Raw genomic sequence first — 23,538 nt, 5'->3', positions numbered from 1 at the left:
GAGAAATACTCATTACTCGGAATGGATACCGCGTGGCGACGCTTTGATTCAGCCCGCGGCGGTGGCCGTTCCGCGTTCAACGCTCGCATGCGCGCGCTCGAAGTCTCGGTGTCCGGACTTAATCTTGCGCCCGAGTCGGTTCACTTGGCGGCTGAGCTCGCGGCCCTTGAACCGGCTCTGAAAGACGAAGACCGAATCGCGCTCATCGTGCTCATCCTCGTTTCGCTGGTGGCGCTTCAGGACGGAAGCACCCGCTTCCCGGTCGCTGGTCCGCTTTCGCAAGCGCCTATGCGGAGCGTGCTCGGTTCGCTCTGCGCCAATGGCTTTGGCGACGACGCCATCGCTACGATCGCCACTTCGATCGAAGCCCTTATACAATCCGACCGCGCATCAGCGGTGGTCGGTCGGCGGGAGGATGAATACAAGCCCTTATTATATTTAGCGCCTTATATAGTTCATCACCGGATTTATCACTGCGAGCGTGAACTGGCTATTAGACTTGCCGCGCTATTGACTACCGATACGCAAGCGCAAGCGGACGCGGAGAAACTCAGTCGCGCGCTTCAGAGTGTGATTGCTCGCCCCGTTATTGTGCAGGGCAAACAGATTGTGATGTCTGATGAACAGTGCAACGTCGTTGCCGCTTCGGCGCGCACGGGACTAACAGTTGTTTCAGGTGGTCCGGGCACCGGTAAGACTTCGATTATCGTTGCGATCATGCGTCTGATGGTGCGGCTCGGCGTCGATCCCTCCCAGATTGCCCTGGCGGCCCCGACCGGGAAAGCCGCCTATCGGATGGGCGAGTGCATCGGCGAGTCGCTCACGCGAATAGAACAGCTCGACAGCGTAGACCAGGCGCTCCTTGATGCGCATCTCGAGCCCGCGACGATTCATCGCATGCTCGGTTACTCGCCCGATTCCGGCCGCTTCCGCCACCATCGCAACAACCCGCTCTCCGCAAAGGTGGTGATCGTCGACGAAGGTTCGATGCTCGACGTCACCTTGATGGAACGACTGACGAACGCGATTGCGCCCGGAGCGCGGCTGATCCTGCTCGGCGATGCGAACCAGTTGCCGTCGGTCGCCGCCGGTTCAGTGTTCCGCGATCTCGTCGGGTCTGCCGGGGACGATGTCGGTCCGCTCACCACGGCATCGATGCGGCTCGAAGTGAATCATCGGATGAACAGCGAAAGCAGCGCCGGCCGATCCATTCTGCGCGCGGCCCGTTCGATTAACGACGGCGATGCCAAGCTCCTGAATTCAATCGACGAATCGAATACTCCGATTGTGGCGCGGCGCTCATCACCGGAGGAACTCACATTCGCCGGCGTCGAATTTATTACAACCGCGTCGCGCGAACTCGGCCCGTTTCTGGATCGCTGGTACCTCGATCGAGTGCGCGGCGGGCCGGAAATCGCGGAATTGCTTGCGCATGAATACGTCGAACGCGACGGCCGTTTCGATGACGCCGACTGCGAGCGATTGCGGTCCCTGTTCACGCACGCCGGAAAATCACGCATCTTGTGCGTGACGCGCGTTTTCGAGACCGGCGCCGACCGAATAAACGCACGTCTTCATTCGCGCGCCGCCGAATCCGCGGGCGTCGTGGCAGAGCGCGCCCCATTGGTGGTTGGCGAGCCGCTGATCGTGCTGCGCAACGACTACGAACGCGGACTCTTCAACGGCGACAATGGTATCAGACTGTGGGTCCGACGCCGCAACGGCTCGCAAGCCCCGATGGCGATATTTCCGCGTGGCGACAACTTCGTCGCATTCCGATTCGAGGCACTACGCGAATTCGTCGAGCTCAGCTACGCGATGACGGTGCACAAGGCGCAGGGCTCCGAGTTCGATTCGATCGCCATCGTTCTTCCCGAGAAACCCGTCGCGGTTTTGACCCGCGAGCTCATCTACACCGCCGTCAGTCGCAGCCGAACCTCGGTCGTCATCGTCGGCGACGAATCGACGCTCAACCATGCAATCGCCTCTCGCGTCGAGCGATTCTCCGGACTCGCCGATCGGATCAAACTGGCGCTTGCCGGTTAACTCTTCGGCGTGTGCGAGATCAGGAATTCCCGCGCGCGCTTCACGGTCGCGCCAATCACGTCGGGCGTCTTCCAATTGTCGATAAGTTCGGCGTTCGGTGCGAGCGCGGCGATTTCCTTCGAGGTTTCCGTCGGATGATAGTCGTCGTTGCCGCAAAGAATCAGCATCGGCGTTTTGCACGAGCGCACAAATTCGCGCGAAACGTTGAACACGAAATCACCGCCGTACATCCGGTCGCGGAACTGCCGCAGTGCTCGGTCGTCAAGCTTTGGACGTTGCGCCTTCAGCGCCTGCGCCCATCCGTCGAACATCGCGAAGAACATCTCGCGATTGCGCTGGCTGAGTCCGATCGGATTCTGCAGAATCGCGGCGCTGACCCGTAGCGGCGCAGCTTTGATCAGTCCCAGGCAGTACGACGATCCGATGCATCCGCCCATCACGTGGCATTGCTTAATCCCAAGCTGATCGAGCAGCGCAATATGATCGCCCGTGTAAGTGTCCCATCCATCATCAGCGCTGATCGGCCCGGCCGACTTGCCGGCGTTGCGCTGGTCCATCGCGATCACGCGGAAGTTAGCCGCGAATTCTTTGGTCGGATCGAACGGGCTGTTGCCCCAGAACTCGATACTCGAGCGCATCCCACCGGGCGCAAATAGCAGAATCGGATACCCTGTGCCGTACTCCTCGTAGTATATCGATACATCGGCGCGCTTGAACGTTGGCATCTTCAGACTCCTTGCAAGGGTATCGCCGCGACCCCCGGCTTCTCCGCGATTGTGGCACCGTCGCTCGTGATCTTCCAATGAGTCGTCCACGCCAGTGGTCTGCTGCTGGAGTCGGTGCACGGCGTGCTATGTTGGCAGCGCAAACCAGTGAAAAGTGAAAAAGTAAAAAAGTGAAAAAATGAAAAAGTGAAAAAGGCCGGGAGGAACTACTATGCTTCGGAGCGAGGGCCGTATTCTAACCACGCACGCCGGCAGCCTGCCGCGGCGGGAAAGCCTGATCGCGATGCTGGTGAAGAGTAGTCGCGGTGAAGACGTGGACCGCGCCTCGATGCTCCGTGAGATCGAAGAATCCACCCGCTATGTTGTACAGAAACAACTCGAAGCGGGAATCGACGTCGGCAACAACGGCGAGCAGTCACGCGAGAGCTTCTTCACCTATGTGCAGCATCGAATGACCGGCTTTGGCGGACGAAGCGAACGGCCCATCATGCGCGATCTCGTCCGCTACCAGAGCTTCCGCAAGCTGATAGCGCCGATGTTTCAGCGCTCGATGGTAGATCTGCTGCACGCGCCGAAGGCGATTGGCGAGATCGAGTACCGCGACTGCGCCACCGTCGATCTTGAATGCGCCGACACCCTGCGTATCCTCGCCGATCAGCCCGGGAAATTCGCCGAGCCGTTCATGACCGCCCCGTCGCCGGGAATAATCGCGTCGGCGATGCTCAATGAGTATTACGAGAACTATGAAAAGTATGTAATCGCAGTCGCCAAAGCACTACATACTGAGTATGAGTACATAGTATCGAAGGGATTCGTTCTGCAGGTCGATTGCCCGGACCTCGCGATGGAGCGGCACACCTCGTACGCCGACCGTCCGCTCACTGATTTCCTCGAGTACGTCGAACTGAACATCACCGCGATGAATCGCGCTCTGCATGGAATCGCGCCCGATCGCGTCCGCATGCACGTATGCTGGGGAAACTACCAGGCGCCGCATGATCTTGATGTCCCGCTTGCCCAGATTCTGCCGCTGCTCTACCGCGCCAACGTCGGCGCTCTCGTGTTGGAAGCCGCCAATCCGCGCCATCAGCACGAATATCGCTGCTTCAAGGAATTCCCGCTTCCCGATCACATGAACCTGGTCACCGGCGTCATCGATACCAAGACCAACTACGTCGAACACTACGAGGTTGTCGCTGACCGCCTCGAGCGCGCCGCCAATGCGATCGGTGATCCGCGCCGCGTGATGGCGGGGACCGACTGCGGCTTCGAGACTTCCGCCGGACTCGGCGAAGTCGCCGAGGAAATCGTCTGGGAAAAGTTGCGCGCGATGCGCGCGGGCGCCGATCTAGCCTCGCACCGCCTGTTTCACTGAAGCGCGTGCTCGCCGCCGCCCGGTTTCTCAGCTATGCCACGGCTCGACCAGGATTTTCGCGTGCGTCTCCGGTGACGCGAGGTCCTCGAACGCCTTCGCCACTCCTTCCACGCCAACCTTGCCCGTGATCATCGGGTCGCCGTTGATCCGTCCCTCGGCTAGATGGCTCAGCGTCGCCGCGAACTCTTCGGGCGAATAGCCGAGCACGAACTGGATATTGAGCTCTTTGCTGATCCCCGTGAACGGCTCGATCTGGTCCCGCTCCATGCATACCCCCACCACCACGATCCGCGCATTGCCGGGCGCCGCCAACATGATCGATTCGATCACGCCCGGCACCCCCACGCATTCGAAGATCACCGCGGGCCTGAGCGCCGGTCCCGGCATCCACGGCGGCAGCATCGGCGCCTTCGCGGGATCGCTGTACGCAGCCATCTCCCGCCAGCTCTCGTACGGTGACTTCTCTTTTGGATCGACGACGAAGTCTGCGCCCATCTGCCGCGCCAGTCTGCGCCGTAGCGGCGAAAAATCTGCCGCCACGATCGGATGAACGCCGCCGAGCTTGAGCGCCGCAATCACCGCCAGACCCACCGGCCCGCATCCGATCACCAGCGGTGCGTCATCTCGCTCCAGCCGCGCTTTCTGCACCGCGTGATAGCCCACCGCCATCGGTTCCGTCAGCGCCGCGCGCTCCGTGGAAAGTCCGTTGGGCAGCTCGAGCAGCAGAAACTCCGTCAGCCGCATCATTTCGCCGTAGCCGCCTGGATTTTCGTCCGAGTAGCCGACCGCCTCGACGCCGCCAGCCTTGATCAGCACCGGCATCGCACACACGCGCGTCCCCGGCTTCAATCGTTTTTGCGTCTGCGGCCCGTAATCGACCACCTCCGCGCAGAACTCGTGACCCATCACGATGTCGCGAGTAAGATCCATCACGAACGGCGCTCCGGATTTTCGCGCCGCCTCGACGAGCTTCTCGGCATGCTTGAGCGCGTGCAGATCGGACCCGCATATTCCGCACGCGAGCGTTTTAACCAGCGCCTCGCCCGCTCCAGGAACCGGCGTGGGAATGTTATCGACGACGAGTCTTTTGCCTCGCATTACGGCAGCGCGCATGATTCTTTTCCTTTATCCTTTCTCGATCGAAATGATTTCAGTGCGGTTCCGCGCCGCCGCTTGAACGATCGGTCCAGGCGCGGCTACAACTACTCTAGCAGGGTTGCTCCATCGCTCGTAAAGTCCCCGCTCCCGCGATTTCTCGTTCCGTTATTCGACTCGCGTGGCAGGTGGACGTGCGCAGTCTCGTCGCGTACACAATAGCGAAGGCTCGCGACGTTTCGGGTGCCGGAGCGGCAGCACTGATGTCAGCAAAAATCAAACGCGGGGGCGCATTGTCAATTGCTGCGTGTGCAATTGCGCTCGCGGGATGCTGGCCGTTCCATTCCAATCAGGAAACGCAGCAGCAAAAATTTATCGAAGCGCTCAATCGCGGCAACGGCGCACAGGCCAGCCAGATCTGGCTCAACATGGACGCCAACAGCCGCGCCGACTTTGCGCACAGTCAGGGGATGCGGCCGAACCTGTCGCCCGATGAAGCGCAGAAGCAGGTGATGCAACACAACCAGGACAAAATGGACGCCGACGACAGCCAGGAATCGATCGAACGGCCGGCCCCCAACCTCCATCTCGGCGGGCTGGAGAGTCTTCCCGAGTATGTCGGCCCGTCGGGCGCGCCACCGCAGTCCGTGACGGCGCCGGCACAGAACGCGCCGTCCAACTGAGGCTTGCGACGATGGAGTTTGCGCTCACAGCCGAGCAGAAGCTGCTGCAGGAAACGCTGCGTGACTTTGCGCGGCGCGAACTGCTTCCCAATTATGCGTCGCGTGACGCGGACAAAGACCTGCCGCCGGCGCTGGTAAGGAAACTCGGCGAGCTGGGAGTGCTTGCGCCGATGGTCGATGCGCAACTCGGCGGTACCAGCCTCGATTATGTGTCGCTTGGAATCGCGCACGAGGAAATCGCGCGCGGCGATTTCAACGCCGCGTACGTGATGCTGCTTGCGGCGCTCGTCGCCGCAATAATCTCCCGCAGCGGCGACGCGCGTCAGCAGGCCGCGTTTCTCCCTCCGATTTGCCGAGGCGAAATTATCGCGGCGCTGGCGGTGACCGAACCCGGCGGCGGCTCCGACGCCGCCCATCTCATGATGCAAGCGCGTCGCGACGGCGACAACTACGTCTTGAGCGGCGAGAAAACTTCCATCTCATTCTCATCATCGGCCGGCGCTGCCCTGGTCCTGGCCCGAACCGGCACGGCGGATCAGTCCGCTCGGGGCGTGAGCGCATTTTACGTTGACCTCGACTCACCGGGCGTATCGCGCACGCGCTTTCGCGATCTGGGCTCGCGCGCAATCGGCCGCGGCCAGCTCTTTTTTGACGGCGTCCGCGTGCCCGCTGCCGCTCGCCTCGGCGCGGAAGGCGCGGGTTTCGCCGAGGTGATGCAGGGATTCGATTTCAGCCGCTCGTTGATTGGCCTGATGTGCGTCGGCGCGGCCGGGCAGAGCGTCGACGAGACTTGCGCCTACGTCGCCGAGCGCCAGGCGTTCGGCGCCCCGCTTGCACGGTTCGAGGGGGTGTCGTTTCCGCTCGCAGAGGCAGCAGTTCGGCTGCGCGCCGCGCGTCTGCTCTGCTACGAAGCGCTATGGCTCAAGGATCGCGGAGAGCCGCACGGATGGCTCGCGGCCGGCGCCAAGTGGCTCGCGCCCGAGCTGGCCGCCGACGTTTTGCATCAATGCCTTCTGCTCCACGGGCATCTCGGTTACAGCCTCGACCTGCCGCATCAGCAGCGACTGCGCGACGTGATCGGACTCGAGATCGGCGACGGCACCGCGCAGATCATGAAGACACTGGTCGCGCGCGAGATTATCGGCAAGGCTGCTCGCCCGTACTAGAGGGCGGCGGTAGCGCCGCTGTTGCTGTAGTAGTATCCCGACTCGCGATGGTTCGCTCATGCAAAATTCCTCGCGTGGTCATCGCCGCGACCGCCAGCGGCGCGGGCAAGACGACCGCGACGGTCGCACTGATCGGTGCGATGCGCGCGCGCGGCCTCAAGGTCGCGGCGTTCAAGTGCGGCCCCGACTATCTCGATCCCACCTATCACGAACGCGCCGCCGGCGCTCGCTCGCACAACCTCGACGGCTGGATGATGGGTCGCGATGCGGTCGTCGCGACTTTTACGCGCGCGTCCGCCGGCGCCGATATCGCGGTGATCGAAGGGATGATGGGTCTGTTCGATTCCGCGACGCCGACCGGCGACGAGGGTTCGAGCGCTCAGATTGCGAAGTGGCTCGGGGCACCGGTTATCCTGGTCATCGACGCTTCGGGCATCGCGCGCACGATCGCCGCGGTGGCCGCGGGTTTCGCGCGCTTCGATCCCGCGCTTGCGGTGGCCGGCATGATCTGCAACCGCGTCGGTTCGCGCGCGCATCTCGATCTATTGCGCGCCGCACGGCCCGAGGTTCCCGTTGTCGGCGGATTTCCGGCCAGTTCCGATCTCGCTTTTCCCGAGCGCCATCTCGGCCTGCTGATGGCCGATGAATCGACCGTGCCGCAACAGTTGATCGACGGATGGAGCCGGCTTGCAGCCGATTGGCTGGACCTCGACGCGATTGTCGAGATTGCGCGCTCGGCGCCCGCACTCGAAGCCGGTCGCGGGTCCATCGCGAGTAAAATCGATTCGGCTGCGCCCGCGCAATGCCGCATCGGGATCGCATACGACGCCGCGTTTCATTTCTACTATGAGGACAATTTGAATCGGCTGCGCGCGCTCGGCGCCGAGCTCGTCAACTTCTCGCCAATGTGCGATCGCGAGTTGCCCGAAAGCGACGGACTCTACTTCGGCGGCGGATATCCCGAGGTGTTTGCGCGCGAACTGTCTTCGAACGGCTCGATGCTCGCGGCGATCAGCGACTTCGCGGCTCGCGGCGGCGTGATTTACGCTGAATGCGGCGGCCTGATGTACCTGACGGACGCCATCCGCACGCTTGACCGCGCGCGGTGGCCGATGGCCGCGATCGTTCCCGGCGTCGCGGTGATGTCCGACCGGCTCCAGGCGATCGGCTACGTTGAGGTCGAGACCAGCGCTGACTCGATCCTCGGTCCCGCACAGACGCGATTTCGAGGCCATCAGTTTCGCTACTCGACGCTCGAGGGCGCCGGGAGCGGGGGTCGCTTCGATGCCATCTACAACGTGACGCCGCGATGGGGCGGCGCGCCGTTCGCCGAAGGCTACCGCATCGGAAATGTTCTCGCTTCATACGTTCACGCGCACTGGGCATCGAATCCCGCGGTTGCTGAAGCTCTCGTCGGTTCGTGCATCCGCTCGCGCGTCTCAAGACAACCGGCTGCGTAGCGTCTAGAATTGCCGCCATGAGCATCGACCGCACAGAGCAAAATCGAGGCACGGACAGGCCGAAGATTCCCGGCGATTTTCCCGCCGCACCGCTGACGCTCGAAGGTTACAGCGTGCTCCATCAGATGTTCCGCGTGCAGCGCCGCGAATTGCGGATGCTCGACGCCGCCAAACGCAGCACCGCTCTCAAGGACGCGTCGCAGTTGTTCGGCGAGATGGCGCGGCGCGAAGACGGTGAAACCGCGCTCTTCTCCGCGCTCGGCCACAAGGGCGATCTGATGATCGTCCACTTCCGCCGCAGCTTCGAGGAACTCGGCCACGCCGAACTCGCCGTCGCCGGGCTGGCCCTCAGCGACTACCTGGAACCGGCGACGTCGTACCTGTCGGTGATCGAAATCGGCCTCTACGAAGCGACGGTCGCGCTCTATCGCAGGCTCGTCGAGAATGGGGTCGGACCGCGCTCGCCGCAATGGAAGTCTGAAATCGATTCCGAGATTGCGCGCCAGCGGGAGAAAATTTCGCCGCGCTTGTTTCCGAAAATCCCCGCGCGGCCCTACTTGTGCTTTTATCCGATGGACAAGAAGCGCGAAGGCGCCGACAACTGGTATCGCCTGCCGATCGAAGATCGCCAGCGTCTCATGCACGAACACGGCATGGTCGGGCGGCGTTTCGCCGGCGAAGTGACGCAGATCATCTCGGGCTCGATTGGATTCGACGATTGGGAATGGGGCGTCGATCTTTTCGCCGACGATCCGCTCGTGTTCAAGAGACTCGTTTACGAGATGCGCTTCGACGAGGCCAGCTCCTCGTACGCGAAATTCGGCCCCTTTTACCTCGGCATCCGGCTCGAGGCGGCCGAACTCGGCAAACTGTTTTCGATCTGATCGACCAACGCATTTCAACTCGCACCAGGAGACAACGATGATCACGCAAGGCGACGAATATCCGATTCATCAGACGCCGGAGCCGGTCCAGCAGGTCTTCACCAGCGACCGCAATTTTTACGATCGATTTTTTTTCAACGGCTGCTTTCGCGAGGGCGAGCCGTACTTCGCCGTCGCGATGGGAATCTATCCGAACCTCGGAATCATCGATTCCGCATTCAGCGTAACCGTCGGCGGCGTGCAACATAGCGTGCGCGCGTCGCGGGTGCTCGGCGCCGAGCGGATGGACACGCGCGTCGGCCCTATTTCAATTGAGGTCGTACGCCCGATGCGCTCGATGCGCATTCGCGTCGCTCACGAAGCCGTAAAGGCCGACCTGATGTTCGAGGCGCGCGCCGCTGTAATCGAGGAGCCTCGTTTCACCCGCCGCGCGGGTCCGCGGCTCGTGATGGACATGACGCGGTTCACGCAGCACGGCGGTTACAGTGGCAGCCTGACGGTGGGCGGCAAGACCTACGATGCGAAGCCGTCGCGAGTGTGGGGTGCGCGCGATCGCTCGTGGGGCGTGCGCGGAATCGGCCCGCAGGATCCGGCCGGAGTGCCCTCGTCCGACATGGGCCAGTACTACTGGTTGTGGTCGCCGGGCAATTTCGAGGATGTCTGCACTCTTTGGGACGTCAATGAAAACGCCGACGGCTCGCGATGGCACGAGCACAGCGCCATCACCCACGCCGAGCCCGGCGCTCCGGTCGATCTCTCAACCGGCGGCCTTGACTTCAACATCAACTATGCTTCCGGAACGCGCCACGCCAAAAGCGCCGAAATAATTTTGCGCACCCCGCGCGCCGGCGAAAGCCGCATCGAATTGAAGACACTGTACAACTTCTACATGCAGGGCATCGGCTACTTTCATCCCAAGTGGGGGCACGGAATGTACGTCGGCCCCGACGTCTCGACCTATGACTCGCTCAAAACCGCCGACGTCGACCAGCGCGATTTCTTTTATCAGCACATCGAGGCTGTATGCCAGGCGAAAATGGGTTCGCGCGAGGGGATCGCGGTTCTCGAGATGTTAATCCTGGGTCCGCACGCTCGCAGCGGCTTCAAGGAATTCCTCGACATGCATCCGTAGCGGACTGATCTTTTGCCGGAAAGGTTCGTGGCCGGCCGCGCGTTGCGGTTCGCTCGCGAACTACTTGCCGTTGGGGATGTCGACGAACACCGCCGCGGCAACCACCGACGACCACAGCCCGTCGCGATCGCCTATCGCCGACTGGGTGACGTTGCGCGTCGTTACGATTTTGTCCGACATCCGCCACAGGTCCTTGCGCTCGTCGTAGCTCAGATTCGGATCGAAATCGACGCCAAGAATCGTCGCCAGCATCATCGCCGCCAGATCCTCCGCGTAGTCGCCCGCCTTCTGATCCGTCTCGCCGGTGCTGTGATGCTCGGACAGGTATCCGTACTGCGCGGGATTGCTGGGAAGCGCGACGCCCACCGACGACGCTATGAGCCGATGCGGTTCGTTGGTCGCGTTATCGCTCATCACGGCAAAAACGATCTGCCCCGGCGTCAGGTACTTCAAGCCCTCCTGCTGGCTGAGCAGTTTGCAGTTGGGCGGGAAAATCGATTTGACCCGCACGAGGTTGAACTCGGCGATTCCCGCGGAGCGCAGCGCCAGCTCGAAGGAAGTCAGCTTCTCGCGATGCCGGCCCGCACCCTTGGTCAAAAATGCCCCTTTCGGGATCGGCCCCATTTATTTTCTCTCCGATCGATCGCGCGGGTCGCCGCGGTTAGTTGTCACTATTCCAGTTGGTTTGCGACGCTCGCGAAATCCGCCACGCGCCGCCTCTTTCCGATTCCGGTTTCTTTTCTATGAATCCGCCCGCCGAACGCCATGCTACACCGTGTTGACCGGTATGTACTCGCCGAACACCTTGCGCATCGCGTCCGATATTTCTCCAAGCGTGCACCATCCGCGCACCGCGTCGATTATCGGCGGCATCAGATTTTGCCCGTCGCCGGCCGCCGCCTCGACCCGCGCGAGCGCCTTCATCGCCGTCTGGGAGTTTCGCTGCGCCCGCACACGCGCAACGCCTGCCTTCTGTTTCTCCTCGAGCTCCGGCTTGACCCGCAGAATTTCCCCCGGCGGTTCGCCGCCTCCGGTGAACTGGTTGACCCCTACGATAATTCGCTGCCGGGTTTCAATCTCGCGCTGGTAAATAAATGCGGCGTTCTGAATTTCGCGCTGCATGTAGCCGCGCTCGATTGCGGCGACTGCGCCGCCGAGGTCGTCGATCTTCGACAGGTACTCGGCCGCCTTTTTTTCGAGCTCGGTGGTCAGCCGTTCGACGTAGTACGAACCGCCAAGCGGATCGATCGTGTCCGCGACCTCCGACTCGTGCGCGATCAGCTGCTGGGTGCGAAGCGCGAGCAGCACCGAGGATTCCGTCGGCAGCGCGAGCGCCTCATCTTTGGAGTTGGTGTGCAGCGATTGCGCTCCGCCCAGCACCGCCGCCAACGCCTGCATCGTCACCCGCACGACGTTGTTGTCCACCTGCTGCGCGGTCAGGGTCGAGCCCGCGGTTTGCGCATGAAACCGCAGCATCATCGAGCGTTCGTCCTTCGCTGCGAAGCGCTCCTTCATTATTTTCGCCCACAGCCGCCGCGCCGCCCGAAACTTCGCGACTTCCTCGAAGAAGTTATTGTGCACGTTGAAGAAGAACGACAGCCGGCTCGCAAACGCGTCGATTTGCAACCCCGCTTTCAGCGCGGCGTCAACGTATGCGATTCCGTCGGCAATGGTGAACGCGAGTTCCTGCGCCGCGGTCGAGCCGGCCTCGCGGATGTGGTAGCCGGAGATCGATATCGTGTTCCAGTTCGGAACTTCCTTCGTCGCAAAACTGAAAATGTCGGTGATGATCCGCATCGAGCCGCGCGGCGGATAGATGTACGTCCCGCGCGCGACGTATTCCTTCAGGACGTCGTTCTGGATGGTGCCGTTGACCTTGTCCCAGCCCACACCCCGGCGCTCCGCCGCGACCAGGTACAACGCAAGCAGGATCGACGCGGTCGCGTTGATCGTCATCGAGGTCGAAATCTTGTCGAGCGGCAGCCCGGCGAGCAGTGTCTCCATGTCGGCCAGCGAGCATATCGGCACGCCGACGCGTCCGACTTCGCCCTCGGCCAGCGGATGATCCGAGTCGCGGCCCATCTGCGTGGGTAGGTCGAACGCGACCGACAGCCCCGTCTGACCCTGCTCGAACAGGTAGCGGTAGCGGTGGTTCGATTCCTCTGCGCTGCCGAAGCCCGCGTACTGGCGCATTGTCCACAGCCGTCCGCGATACATCGTCGGCTGCACGCCGCGCGTAAACGGATACTCGCCTGGAAAGCCCAGCTCGTTGACAAAATCGAAGTCGTTCAGGTCTTCGGGATCGTACGCCCGCTTGATTTCGATTCCCGAGCTGGTGACGAACTTCGGCTTGCGCTCGGCGCCGCGCTTCAGAGCGGGATCGAGTTTGCGTTCCTCCCAATTCTTGCGGGCGGACGCGATTTTGCGATCGTCTTCAGGCATCGTAGGGAGATTATATACGTGGCTCCCCTACCGCCAAAGCCGCAAGATAGGCAGCAACGCGAGAGGCCGGATTCTGATTCGCCGTCAGCGCTCTTCCCGGTCATAGTTGTACTCGGTGCCGCCAATGGGGTTCAGCGAGTTGTATGCTGGGTCGTAGAAGTGCCCGAACCCATAGATGCGTGGTGGCCTACGCGGGAAAATACTGCGAAATTTGACGTAGCCATAAAAGATGCAGGTTGCTCGCGAGTCGCGAATGGGAGCGAAATCGGCCTCGCTGTGAAAGGAGAAACCGCCGGAACATCTAGCATGAGTAGTTTCACTGTTGGGTGGAACAACGAAGCGATCATGAAAGGGATTGATACGGGAGGGTTTGTATACTGGCTTTTCCGGCAAGGCTCCAACCGCGTGCATTTCAAACAGAGTGCAGATTTCCGTGATCTGGGCGAGGGTTCGCCCGTGATTCTTGAACCAATACTCGATGTGAGGCGCGCCGGAAGGCACGCCGCCCACGCCACCGTGTTCGACTATGTGGGCGATCATTCCAACCGAAATGTGGGGTGCTTCGATAATCGACGGGATTTCTTCCGCGATATCGGCCTGTCGCTTAACCGCGCGCAAAGTGAAGATCGCAACCGCAACATAAATTACCGTGGCTACAACATAAATGACCGTGACGTAGACGATTGCCCAACTGGGAGACGGTGGCCACCACCGTTTTTCCTTTGCCTGATCTTCTCTGCGGACCGTTTGTTGCTGACGTGCTATGGCGCGAAGCGCTTCAAGGAGTTCGGCCTCGAAGGGCGACTTTAGAGTCTGCGGTGGGCGCCCTTCGCCTGCGTCACCGCGATCGCCGGCTGTCGGCTTATGGCTTTGGACTGCCGGTGGTTTTGATGGCGGTGCGGCGCTGGGCTGAGCCTTCCCGTTGCTTGCGGCGACCAGGATTAATCCCGACGCGATCAGGATCGGCAGAAATGACTTTCGTGACAATCGCATCGAAATCCAGTCCCCAGCGCAGGGCTTCCGGCATCGGCTTCGCTAGGCCAATTTCTGGGCAATCTGTTCGTCAAGAATTTCCTTGACCGTGAGCGGCACGATTACATTGCCCGACTTGCGAAAGTAGCGGTGAATTTCGGTCAGCGCATCCGAGGAATAATCGAACGAGACAAAGAAGCCTTTGGTTCGTTCCTCGCGGGCCATCACGGCCTCGAACGAATCGATGTCCGGGCGGCCTGTTTTGTCCTTTTGCTTGACTTGGATTGGATACCATTGATCCATAAAGCCCAATTCGCGGGCACCCACTTCGCGCTCGCGCCGTAGGGCGGCATCGCGCCGATGTTCGATGGCCGATACCGGATAAATGCGTCCGTCGATTCCCTTGTCGCCGACTTGCGCTTTGTTCGGGATTCCGCCGAGCGCGATCACTGCCCAATTCTCGAACTCGAAAGGTGGAATCTTACGAAGTTCCGCTTCCGATCTCGGGAGGTCGCGCACGATGAAGCCACGTCCAACACGCCACAGATCCTCGTTCTCGGGCAACGCGCATTCCTTGCGAAGCCTGTTAGCCATCACCCGGCAGGAAGTCGGAGAAATATCGATCCCGATCCACTGGCGACCCATGTTCTGCGCTGCCACGAGGGCAGTGCCGCAGCCACAAAATGCGTCGAGAACAATATCGTTGGGTTTACTGGCTGCCTTGACGATCCGTTCGAGCAGCGCGAGCGGCTTTTGCGTCGGGTAGCCGAGTCGTTCCTGGGCCTGCGAGTTCAGCGGCGGAATGTCGGTCCAAACATCATCTATGGCACGCCCTTGCTGTTCGTCTAAGTAACGCTTGAAGCGCGGCACCGCCCCAGGGCTTGGCTGCACTACCAGCCCCGCTTGGCGCGCCGCTTCCATGCGTTCTTTGGTCCAGCGCCAGACCCTCTTTATGCCCATAAACTCGTAAGTGAGATTCGGACGGTCCGGATTCGGGTTGATGAGATTGTCTAATTAATAAAGCCTGCCATCTGGATCGCGATGGCTGTATTTACCCGCAGTCTTTGCATCGAGGTTGTCTGGATCATATGCCTGAACAATTGGGTTCCAAGTGAAGCCGGAACCGGCATAGTAGTGAATTGTATCGTGATTGTTGGCGAAGCCGCGGAACGCCAGCCCCTTCGCTGAATTTCTGCGCCAGATGATTTCGCTTTGAAAATTGTTCTCGCCGAAAATTTGGTCGAGCATCACCTTCACATAGTGGCTCGCGTGCCAGTCGCAGTGATAGTAAAAGCTGCCCGTTTCCTTGAGAACGCGAGCAAGCTGGACGCATCGCGGGCGCATGAACTCGATATAGGCTTGAGTTGAAGCGTGGCGGTCCTCGAAAGAGCGCTTCTCTTTCGTCTCGCCCCAAAACACCTCGTAGTTCCGATTCGAGTTGAACGGCGGATCGATGTAGATCAGGTCAACGCAGTGATTCGGAAGCCCCGCCAGCTGATCGAGGCAATCTCCGCAGTAGATTACGCGCGTATCTATCAGCGCGCTTTGCCTTGTCATTATTGTGCCTGGCGCACCTTAGCCAAGCTGCTAGCGCCGCGCGGTTCGCTTCTTGGGTTTTCCACGCTTCGGTGGCTTGGGTCTTTAGACAGGGGAGTCAAGTATATAATTCCGAATCCGGCCGCCGCTGCTACTCGATGACAATCATCAGTTGGCCCTTCTCGACCGTCTGACCCGCGACCACCTTCACTTCCACGACTTTGCCGGCCTTGGGCGCTTTGACTTCGTTTTCCATCTTCATCGCTTCGACGATGATGATTCCCTGTTCCGCCTTGACTTCGTCTCCCGGCGCGACCAGCACATTGACGATCCGGCCCGGCATCGCGGATTTTATTTCCACGCGGCCGCTGAGCTCGCGCCGCTTGCCGGCCGCGCGCGCCGTCCGCCGCGCCGGATCGGCGACTGTGAGCCGCGTCGATCGGCTGCGCGATGCAACGACGGTTTCCTCGCCGTCGCGCGCCACGTCAAAATCGAACGAGCGATGGTTGACAATCACGGAAAAGGAGAGCGGCCCGACCCTGCGCAAATCGGCCTCGAAGCGATTCTCGCCGAAACGAATCGCGAACGAGTCGGCGGCGAGCTCTTCAATCTCGATTTCGTGTTCCTGGCCGCCGACAGTCGCGAGGTATCGCATCGATAACAGTCCCGGCTATCTCCGCAGCGCGTCAAGCCGGCCGATCGTCCGCCATGCGGACGCATTCGGCGCGGCGGCCGCCGGCAGCGCGCCGGCGCCGTTGCTGTGATTGGTGTTTTTCTGCGCCGCGATCGCCGCGAGAAAAATCGCCGCCAGTTCCGCACCGCGCGGCGCGGCGCCGTTTTCATTCGGATGGTACTCGCGGTCGATAAAATAGGTATCGAACTCACCTTTCAAAAACCTCGGATTGGTCATGATCCAGCGATGGAAGCCGAGGTTGGTGCGCAGATCACCGGAAATTACGAATTCGCCGAGCGCGCGCCGCATCCGGTCGATCGCCTGCTCGCGATCCGCGCCCCACACCGCCAGCTTGGAGATCATCGGGTCGTAAAAGACCGGCACGTCGGCGCCCGGATAAATGCCCGCGTCGTTGCGCACGCCCGGACCGTCGGGAAATCTGAGCGTCTCGATCCTTCCCGGCGCCGGGGCGAAGCCGGCCGCCGGATCTTCCGCGTAGATTCGGCACTCGATCGCCCATCCGCGCTGCGTGAGATCTTTTTGCTCGAACGGCAGCTTGGCGCCCGCGGCGATTTCGATTTGCGCGCGCACCAGGTCCACGCCCGTCACCAGCTCGGTCACCGGATGCTCGACCTGGATGCGGGTGTTCATCTCGAGGAAATAAAAGTTGCGCTCCGTGTCCACCAGGAACTCGATCGTCCCGGCGCTGACGTAGTTCACCGCCCTGGCCGCGCGCACCGCGACCTCGCCCATCTCGGCGCGCATCTTCGCCGTGACGAACGGCGACGGCGATTCCTCGACAACCTTCTGATGGCGGCGCTGAATCGAGCATTCGCGCTCGAAGACATGGACGATGTTGCCGTGCGTGTCGGCGAGCACCTGCACTTCGATATGGCGCGGCTGCTTCAGGAATTTCTCGACGTAAAAGCGCCCGTCGCCGAACGACGACTTGGCCTCGCTGGCGACCGTGCGCACCACTGAGGCGAGGTCTTTGCCGTTCTCGACGAAGCGCAGTCCCTTGCCGCCGCCGCCCGCGGCCGCCTTCACCATGATTGGAAACCCGATCTTCTTCGCGAACGCGGCTACTTCCACCTCGGTCTCCAAGGTCCCCGGCGAGCCCGGCACGACCTGCACTCCCGCCGCCGACATCAGTTTGCGCGCCTCGACCTTGTCGCCCATCCGCTCGATCGCCTCGGGGGGCGGACCGATCCAGGTCAGGCCGGCGCGCTGCACCGAGCGCGCAAACGCGGCGCGTTCGGAGAAAAAGCCGTAACCCGGATGAACCGCGTCGGCCTTGGCAGACTTCGCGGCTTCAAGAATTTTCGCGGTGTTAAGATAGCTCTCTGCCGCGGGCGCCGGACCGACCGGGTAGGCATGATCGGCTTCGCGCACGTGCAGTGCGGCGCGATCGGCGTCCGAGTAAACGGCGATCGATTCGATTCCCAACTCGCGGCATGCGCGGATGATCCGCACCGCGATCTCTCCGCGGTTGGCGATTAGAATCCGCTTGAACATCAATCTTCCCCGGCTCCGGCCATCTTTCAGGCCGAACTCACGCTCTCCAAATTGTATACAGAATCCAGCCCACGCGAGCTAACTGCGCGCGGCGGCCGGTCCCGGCGCGCTCCTGCTCAAAGTGGAATATTGCCGTGCTTGCGCGGCGGATTCTTGTCGCGCTTGTTCGCCAGCGCCTTCAATGCGCCGATCAGCCTGGGACGCGTGTCGCGCGGCATGATCACTTCATCGATATAGCCGAGCTCGGCCGCCTTGAACGGATTGGCAAAAGTTTTGCGATAGTCCTCGGCCAGCCGCGCGCGCTCGGCGACCGCATCTTTGGCCTTGGCGAGCTCGTTGCGAAAAACAATGTTGATCGCCTGCTCGGGTCCCATCACCGCGATCTCGGCGCTCGGATACGCGAAGTTGAAATCGCCGCGAATATGCTTCGACGACATGACGTCGTACGCACCGCCGTAAGCCTTGCGCGTTATCACCGTCACCTTGGGCACGGTGGCCTCGCAGAACGCGTAGAGCAGTTTCGCGCCATGCCTGATGATTCCGGCGAACTCCTGCGCGGTACCGGGCAGAAAGCCCGGCACGTCCACGAAGGTGACGATTGGAATGTTGAACGCGTCGCAGAAGCGCACAAATCGCGCCGCCTTCACCGACGAATCGATATCGAGGCATCCCGCCAGAAAGGCCGGCTGGTTCGCGACCACGCCGGCCGAGTAGCCGCCGAGCCGCGCGAACCCGATCAGCATGTTGTGCGCGTAGTCCTTCTGCACCTCCAGGAACCGGCCGTCATCGACCACGCGCCGGATGATCTCGCCCATGTCGTAAGCCTTGTTGGGATTTTCCGGGACGATCGAATCGAGCGCGGCATCGCAGCGCGCGGGGTCGTCGCCGCCGGCGACGAATGGCGGGTCATCGACATTGTTCGACGGCATATATGAAAGCAGTTCCCGGATCATCGCGAGCGCGCCCGCGTCGTCGTCGGCCTCGAGATGGCACACGCCCGACTTCTGGCTATGCGTATCCGCGCCGCCAAGCTCCTGCATCGTGACCTGTTCGTGCGTGGTCGCTCGGATCACGTCGGGCCCGGTGATGAACATGTACGAGGTGTCGCGCACCATCACGATGAAGTCCGTCATCGCCGGCGAATACACCGCGCCGCCAGCGCACGGTCCCATGATCGCAGAAATTTGCGGAATCACTCCCGACGACAGCACGTTGCGCAGAAAAATATCCGCATAGCCCGCCAGCGACACGACGCCCTCCTGGATTCGCGCGCCGCTGCCGTCGTTGAGTCCGATCGCCGGGCATCCGGTCTTCATCGCGAGATCCATCACCTTGCAGACCTTCTCCGCGAACGCGCCCGACAGGCTGCCGCCGAAGACCGTGAAATCGTGGCTGAAGATGCAGACCTGGCGCCCGTCGATCGTGCCGTAGCCGGTCACGACGCCGTCGCCGGGGATTTTTTTCTCGGCCATGTCGAAGTCGGTGATCCGATGGGTCTTGAACTTGTCGATCTCGACGAACGATCCGCGGTCGAGGAGAAACTCGACGCGCTCGCGCGCGGTCATGCGGCCCTGTGCGCGCTGCTTCTTGAGCCGATCCTGCCCGCCGGCCGCCTCCGCCGCGCGCGTGAGTTGCTGAAGTCGTTCGAGATTTTCTTTAAGGGCCATTTGTCATAACCGCGATAACCCGAGATGGACGCCAAACAAAAAGGCGCCCGTCACCCGCCCCACCGGCAAGCATAGATACCGCATGTTGGCGGCGGGTTAAAGCGCCCGATTATTCCGATGCGTGGGGCGAAAACCCGGAGAAGTCGAATCGGTCGCCGGGCTTGATTGCATTTTTCGCGCAGAAACCGCCGTTCACTTCGAGCACATACTCCGAGTCGGCTTGGACGCCGACCGGTTTGTCGGAAAACGGCTCCGCGTTCGCGACGATTCCCGTCACCCGGCCGGCCGCGTCCGCGAAAATCATGTCGAGCGAAATCGGCGTATTGTGCATCCAGAAATTCCGCCGCGCCGCATCCGGGAAAACAAAGATCATCCCCGCATTGTCGTCCAGATGCTTGCGATACATCAGGCCGAGCTCGCGCTGCGCCCCCGTGTTTGCCACTTCGACCGCAACCGTGGCGCGCGGCTGGCCGTCGGCGCCGACTATCGTGACGCATGGACCGCGCGCGCATCCGAGCAACGCGAGCACGATGACCACGGGCGCGAGCGGGCCGAATCCGATGCGCAAGCGGCGATGCAACGTTGCTCCCATGCCTGGGCGCAAATCTAGCGCGCCGATGAGCCGCGGGAAATCAATCGATCGCCACCGGCAATGACTCGAGACCGCGCAAAAAGTACGATCCCTTGTAAACCGGTTCCATCGCGGGATCTTTCAGCCGCAGCCGCGGGAAGCGCTCGAGCATCGCGCCGATCGCGATCGCACCCTCCATCCGCGCCAGCGGCGCGCCGATGCAGAAGTGAATCCCTTCGCCGAACGCGACGTGGTCGCGAGGCTCGCGCGTGATGTCGAAACGATCGGGATCCTCGAACTGCGCCGGATCGCGATTCGCCGCGGCAAGGATTATGAAGCATCCCTGATCGGCCGGCAGCTTGGTCCCACCCAGATTTATCTCTTCCTTGGTGAAGCGAACGGTGGATTGCACCGGTCCGTCGTAGCGCAGGATCTCCTCGATCGCCCTGGCCATCAGCTCCGGCTTTTGCCTCAGCAGATTCATCTGCGCGGGATTGCGCCCGAGCGCGAGCATCCCGTTGCCGATCAGATTGGTCGTGGTCTCGTTGCCCGCCAGCAGCAGGAGCAGCACGAACGCCAGCAATTCGTCGGCGTTCATCGCTTCGGCGTCGTCGTGCGCGGCGACCAGCGCGCTTATCAGGTCGGCGCCGGGATGCTTGCGCCGCCGCTCAATCTCCTCGGCGAAATAGCCGCGCAGCGCCTTGATCGCGTCATGAAATTCCTGCGGCAGCGGAGTCCCGGGCAGCGTGTTGTCGCCCGCTACCACCGTGTCGGACCAGTGCTTGAACTGTTCGTAATGGTCCGGCGGCACGCCGAGCATCTCCGCGATCACCATCACCGGCAGCGCGTTGGCAAACCCGCTCATCACTTCGAGCTCGCGCTTGCGCTGGACAGGGTCGATGAGATTTTTCGCGATTTCGCGGATTCGCGGCTCGAGCGCGCGGATTCGCCGCGGCGTGAAATCACGCGAGACCAGGCGGCGCAGCCGGGTATGCATCGGCGGATCGGAAAACAGCATCGTGCGTGCGCCGGCAAACGGTCCCTCGTTCGGCGGCTCGAAGGGATCGCGCGGCCGCTCGCTGGAGAAATGGCGATGGTCGCGCAGCACCGCCATCACGTCGGCGTAGCGGGCGACCATCGCGGTCGGCCCGAACAAATCGACAATTCGCGGCGGACCGGCAAGCAACGGCTGGTAATGCGGATACGGATTGGCGCGGAAGTTCTCGTCCCACGGATTGAAGTAGAAATCCCGCGGCGCCCCGGGTGCGATTGCTTCGCTCATCGTCAGATTGCCTCCCGCTTCTCGATTCGACGCGATGAATCCAGCTGCTCAGCGGCCCTTGAAATTGGGCCGGCGCTTTTCCAGAAATGCGCGCACGCCCTCGCCGTAGTCCTCGCTGTCGAAGCATCGCGCGACCATCGTCGAAACCGCCGTCACGTCGCGCTCCTCGCGATCTTTGAGGCTCTCGCCAATCGCCAGCTTGGCCGCAGCCATCGTCAGCGGCGCGTTGCCCGCCATCTTGAGCACATAGTCGCGCACGTTTTCCTCGAGCTTTTCGGGATCGACCACGCGGTTGACGAGCCCCATCTGCAAAGCCTCTTCCGCGTCGAACAGCCGCGCCGACAGCAGGATATCGCGCGCGTTGGCGGGGCCCACCGTATGCGCGAGCATGATGACGCCTTCCAGCGGATACGCCAGTCCAAGCTGCGCGGCTGGAACCCCGAAGCGCGTCCCGCGTGCCGCTATCCGGATGTCGCATGCGAGCGCGACCTGCACGCCGCCGCCGATGCATACCCCGGAAATCATCGCGACGATCGGCTTGCGGCATTCGACCAGCGCCGCGATCGCACTGTTGGGCGCGTCGCGATACGCACGCGCCTGCGCCGCATCGGCCCGCAGGGCAGGGAACTCCGAGATGTCCGCGCCCGCGATAAACGCCTGCGGCGTCGCGCCGCGCATGACGATCACGCGAACCGCGTCGTCGCTCGCCAGTTCCGCGACCGCTTCCGCAATCCGCTGCCAGGTCCTGAGATTGAGCGCGTTGCGAACTTGTGGCCGGTTCAGCACCAGCCATCCAATCGGCGCCTCGCGCCGGACTATCAGCGGATCGACTGAAGTTTCATCCTTCACGGACATTCGCACCTCTGGCGAGAATTATGACGATAATTGAGCGGGCTTCCAGTCAGGATTTTGTGCACATTTGCGCGCCGGACGAAACCGTCCATGCGGGCGCGCGAGCGCTTCACACACAATTAAGTTCTCCCCCCTGCCCGCTGCTTGTTCAAATCTCGCAGGCGCGTTACTTACTTGAGTCATGGATATTGGAAAAGTCGGAATCTGGTTCTTCCTCGACGCAATGCCCGCGGCGGACACCGCCGAGTTCGCCCGGCAGGTCGAGAAGCTCGGTTACAAGGCGCTCTGGATCCCCGAGGCCGTCGGCCGCGAGCCGTTCGCGCACGCCGCGTATCTGCTCAGCCATACCGATCGCCTCGCCATCGCAACCGGCATCGCGAACATCTGGGCCCGCGACGCGGTTACGATGGCGGCCGCATCGAAAACCGTGGCCGAACTTTCCGGCGGACGCTTCGTGCTCGGCATCGGCGTCAGTCACAAGCCTCTCGTCACCAACCTGCGCGGCCACAGCTACGACAAGCCCTACAGCTACATGAAAGAGTATCTGCCCAAGATGAAGAACGCGCTCTACCTGGCGCCGGCGCCCAAAGAGCCGGTGCCCGTGGTGCTCGCCGCGCTGCATCCCAAGATGCTCGCGTTGTCGGCGGCCGAGGCCAACGGCACGCACACCTACTTCGTTCCGCCCGAGCACACCGCAAAAGCACGCGCGCAAATCGGACCGAACGCGATGCTATGCGCGGCGCAGGCCGTCATCCTGGAAACCGACGCCGCCAAAGCCCGCAAAGCGGCGCGCGAGTACATGAAGACCTACGTTCCACGCCTGCCCAACTACACCAACAACCTCAAAGCGCTCGGATGGGCTGACAAAGAATTCGAAAACGGATGCTCCGATCGGCTGGTCGACGCGATCGTGGCGTGGGGCGCCGAGGACAAGATTCGCGATCGGATCGACGCGCACCTGAAGGCCGGCGCCTCCCACGTCTGCATCCTGCCGCTCCGTTCCGACGGCTCGCCGCAGCCCGACGTGCGCGCGGTTCAGGCGTTCGCTCAACGCTGACGAATGTCGTCGATGCGCCGACTTTTTTCCAAATTGCCGGTCCTGATCCTCGCGGTCGCGGTCGCCGGATGCGCGTCGCGGATCGACCAGCAGGCCGAGCAGGCCGAAGCCGCGGCCGCCAAGGCGGATGAAGCCGCCACGCGCGCCGAAGAGTCCGCGACCAAAGCGCTCGACGCCGCAAACAAAGCGACCGAGGCGGCGGATCGCGCGACCAGGGCCGTTGAAGACGCGACCCGGGAAATCAACCGCGTCGCCGATCATCTTGAACAAATGCAACGAGACCGCGAAGCCGCAATTCACGGGCGTCGGGTCTCGCACTTGAACAAGCGGGCCGGGAAGGCCGCGGCTGCGTCGGGAGCATCCGCGTCGGCGTCTGCGTCTTCGAGCGGCGCGCCGGCGGCGGGA

At 62.1% G+C, this 23,538-nt stretch carries 21 protein-coding genes and 1 pseudogene; 9 read left to right on the top strand and 13 right to left on the bottom strand.

Annotation, left to right across the window (positions count from 1 at the left end; translation table 11 throughout):
• Positions 1–21: 21 nt before the first annotated feature.
• Positions 22–2,046, top strand: a complete 2,025-nt coding sequence (gene recD, locus VIO10_RS08170; protein WP_331962102.1) for an exodeoxyribonuclease V subunit alpha — start codon at positions 22–24, stop codon at positions 2,044–2,046.
• Here recD and VIO10_RS08165 read toward each other — a convergent pair.
• On the bottom strand, positions 2,043–2,771 hold the full coding sequence (locus tag VIO10_RS08165) for an alpha/beta hydrolase (protein ID WP_331962099.1): 729 nt from the start codon (positions 2,769–2,771) through the stop codon (positions 2,043–2,045). The genes recD and VIO10_RS08165 overlap by 4 nt on opposite strands.
• A 211-nt stretch (positions 2,772–2,982) precedes the next feature.
• Between VIO10_RS08165 and VIO10_RS08160 the strand changes: the two genes are divergently transcribed.
• Entirely contained in the window at positions 2,983–4,146 is a 1,164-nt protein-coding gene (locus tag VIO10_RS08160) for a cobalamin-independent methionine synthase II family protein (RefSeq protein WP_331962096.1), read from the top strand.
• 27 nt (positions 4,147–4,173) lie between these two features.
• Here VIO10_RS08160 and VIO10_RS08155 read toward each other — a convergent pair whose 3' ends face one another.
• Complete coding sequence (locus VIO10_RS08155; RefSeq protein ID WP_331962093.1) at positions 4,174–5,259, bottom strand: zinc-binding dehydrogenase; 1,086 nt, start codon at positions 5,257–5,259, stop codon at positions 4,174–4,176.
• Positions 5,260–5,504: 245 nt separating this feature from the next.
• Between VIO10_RS08155 and VIO10_RS08150 the strand changes: the two genes are divergently transcribed.
• The 5 genes from VIO10_RS08150 to VIO10_RS08130 are packed head-to-tail and all read left to right on the top strand — an operon-like array spanning position 5,505 to position 10,566.
• Positions 5,505–5,924 carry a hypothetical protein gene (locus VIO10_RS08150; protein ID WP_331962090.1) on the top strand — a complete coding sequence of 140 codons (420 nt, stop codon included), beginning with the start codon at positions 5,505–5,507 and terminating at the stop codon, positions 5,922–5,924.
• Between the two features lie 11 nt (positions 5,925–5,935).
• Entirely contained in the window at positions 5,936–7,090 is a 1,155-nt protein-coding gene (locus VIO10_RS08145) for an acyl-CoA dehydrogenase family protein (protein WP_331962087.1), read from the top strand.
• A gap of 47 nt (positions 7,091–7,137) precedes the next feature.
• A complete protein-coding gene (locus tag VIO10_RS08140) occupies positions 7,138–8,550 on the top strand; it encodes a cobyrinate a,c-diamide synthase (protein WP_331962084.1) in 1,413 nt (470 codons plus the stop codon).
• 17 nt (positions 8,551–8,567) lie between these two features.
• Positions 8,568–9,434 carry a hydrogen peroxide-dependent heme synthase gene (gene hemQ / locus VIO10_RS08135; protein WP_331962081.1) on the top strand — a complete coding sequence of 289 codons (867 nt, stop codon included), beginning with the start codon at positions 8,568–8,570 and terminating at the stop codon, positions 9,432–9,434.
• Positions 9,435–9,471: 37 nt separating this feature from the next.
• Positions 9,472–10,566 (top strand): hypothetical protein, encoded by a 1,095-nt coding sequence (locus VIO10_RS08130; protein WP_331962078.1) that lies wholly within the window; start codon positions 9,472–9,474, stop codon positions 10,564–10,566.
• A gap of 60 nt (positions 10,567–10,626) precedes the next feature.
• Here the strand turns inward: VIO10_RS08130 and VIO10_RS08125 are convergent, their stop codons facing one another.
• From VIO10_RS08125 to VIO10_RS08075, 11 genes are all read right to left on the bottom strand, one after another.
• Positions 10,627–11,190, bottom strand: coding sequence for a pyruvoyl-dependent arginine decarboxylase (locus tag VIO10_RS08125; protein WP_331962075.1), 564 nt, complete (start codon positions 11,188–11,190; stop codon positions 10,627–10,629).
• Positions 11,191–11,334: 144 nt separating this feature from the next.
• Complete coding sequence (locus VIO10_RS08120; protein ID WP_331962072.1) at positions 11,335–13,008, bottom strand: methylmalonyl-CoA mutase family protein; 1,674 nt, start codon at positions 13,006–13,008, stop codon at positions 11,335–11,337.
• A gap of 84 nt (positions 13,009–13,092) precedes the next feature.
• Positions 13,093–14,001, bottom strand: a complete 909-nt coding sequence (locus VIO10_RS08115) for a hypothetical protein (protein ID WP_331962069.1) — start codon at positions 13,999–14,001, stop codon at positions 13,093–13,095.
• 42 nt (positions 14,002–14,043) lie between these two features.
• Positions 14,044–14,901 carry a DNA methyltransferase gene (locus VIO10_RS08110; RefSeq protein WP_331962066.1) on the bottom strand — a complete coding sequence of 286 codons (858 nt, stop codon included), beginning with the start codon at positions 14,899–14,901 and terminating at the stop codon, positions 14,044–14,046.
• A 93-nt stretch (positions 14,902–14,994) separates the two neighbouring features.
• Entirely contained in the window at positions 14,995–15,537 is a 543-nt protein-coding gene (locus tag VIO10_RS08105) for a site-specific DNA-methyltransferase (protein ID WP_331962064.1), read from the bottom strand.
• A gap of 130 nt (positions 15,538–15,667) precedes the next feature.
• Positions 15,668–16,171, bottom strand: coding sequence for a biotin/lipoyl-containing protein (locus VIO10_RS08100; protein ID WP_331962062.1), 504 nt, complete (start codon positions 16,169–16,171; stop codon positions 15,668–15,670).
• Between the two features lie 15 nt (positions 16,172–16,186).
• Positions 16,187–17,704, bottom strand: a complete 1,518-nt coding sequence (accC, locus tag VIO10_RS08095) for an acetyl-CoA carboxylase biotin carboxylase subunit (RefSeq protein WP_331962059.1) — start codon at positions 17,702–17,704, stop codon at positions 16,187–16,189.
• A 116-nt stretch (positions 17,705–17,820) separates the two neighbouring features.
• Positions 17,821–19,371, bottom strand: coding sequence for an acyl-CoA carboxylase subunit beta (locus tag VIO10_RS08090; protein ID WP_331962056.1), 1,551 nt, complete (start codon positions 19,369–19,371; stop codon positions 17,821–17,823).
• 109 nt (positions 19,372–19,480) lie between these two features.
• Positions 19,481–19,963, bottom strand: coding sequence for a DUF192 domain-containing protein (locus VIO10_RS08085; protein ID WP_331962053.1), 483 nt, complete (start codon positions 19,961–19,963; stop codon positions 19,481–19,483).
• Positions 19,964–20,003: 40 nt separating this feature from the next.
• Positions 20,004–21,224 carry a cytochrome P450 gene (locus VIO10_RS08080; protein WP_331962050.1) on the bottom strand — a complete coding sequence of 407 codons (1,221 nt, stop codon included), beginning with the start codon at positions 21,222–21,224 and terminating at the stop codon, positions 20,004–20,006.
• 48 nt (positions 21,225–21,272) lie between these two features.
• On the bottom strand, positions 21,273–22,079 hold the full coding sequence (locus tag VIO10_RS08075) for an enoyl-CoA hydratase (RefSeq protein WP_331962047.1): 807 nt from the start codon (positions 22,077–22,079) through the stop codon (positions 21,273–21,275).
• 178 nt (positions 22,080–22,257) lie between these two features.
• Here VIO10_RS08075 and VIO10_RS08070 point away from each other — a divergent pair, with 178 nt between their 5' ends.
• Both VIO10_RS08070 and VIO10_RS08065 read left to right on the top strand, forming a co-directional pair.
• Positions 22,258–23,133 (top strand): TIGR03620 family F420-dependent LLM class oxidoreductase, encoded by an 876-nt coding sequence (locus VIO10_RS08070; RefSeq protein WP_331962044.1) that lies wholly within the window; start codon positions 22,258–22,260, stop codon positions 23,131–23,133.
• 12 nt (positions 23,134–23,145) lie between these two features.
• Positions 23,146–23,538 (top strand): annotated as a pseudogene (locus VIO10_RS08065) (alanine-zipper protein); the annotation flags it as partial.

The organism is Candidatus Binatus sp. (genome assembly GCF_036567905.1).
Lineage (GTDB): Bacteria > Desulfobacterota > Binatia > Binatales > Binataceae > Binatus.
The sequence above is the reverse complement of the archived record's forward strand: the minus strand, read 5'-3'. Positions and strand labels throughout refer to the sequence as shown.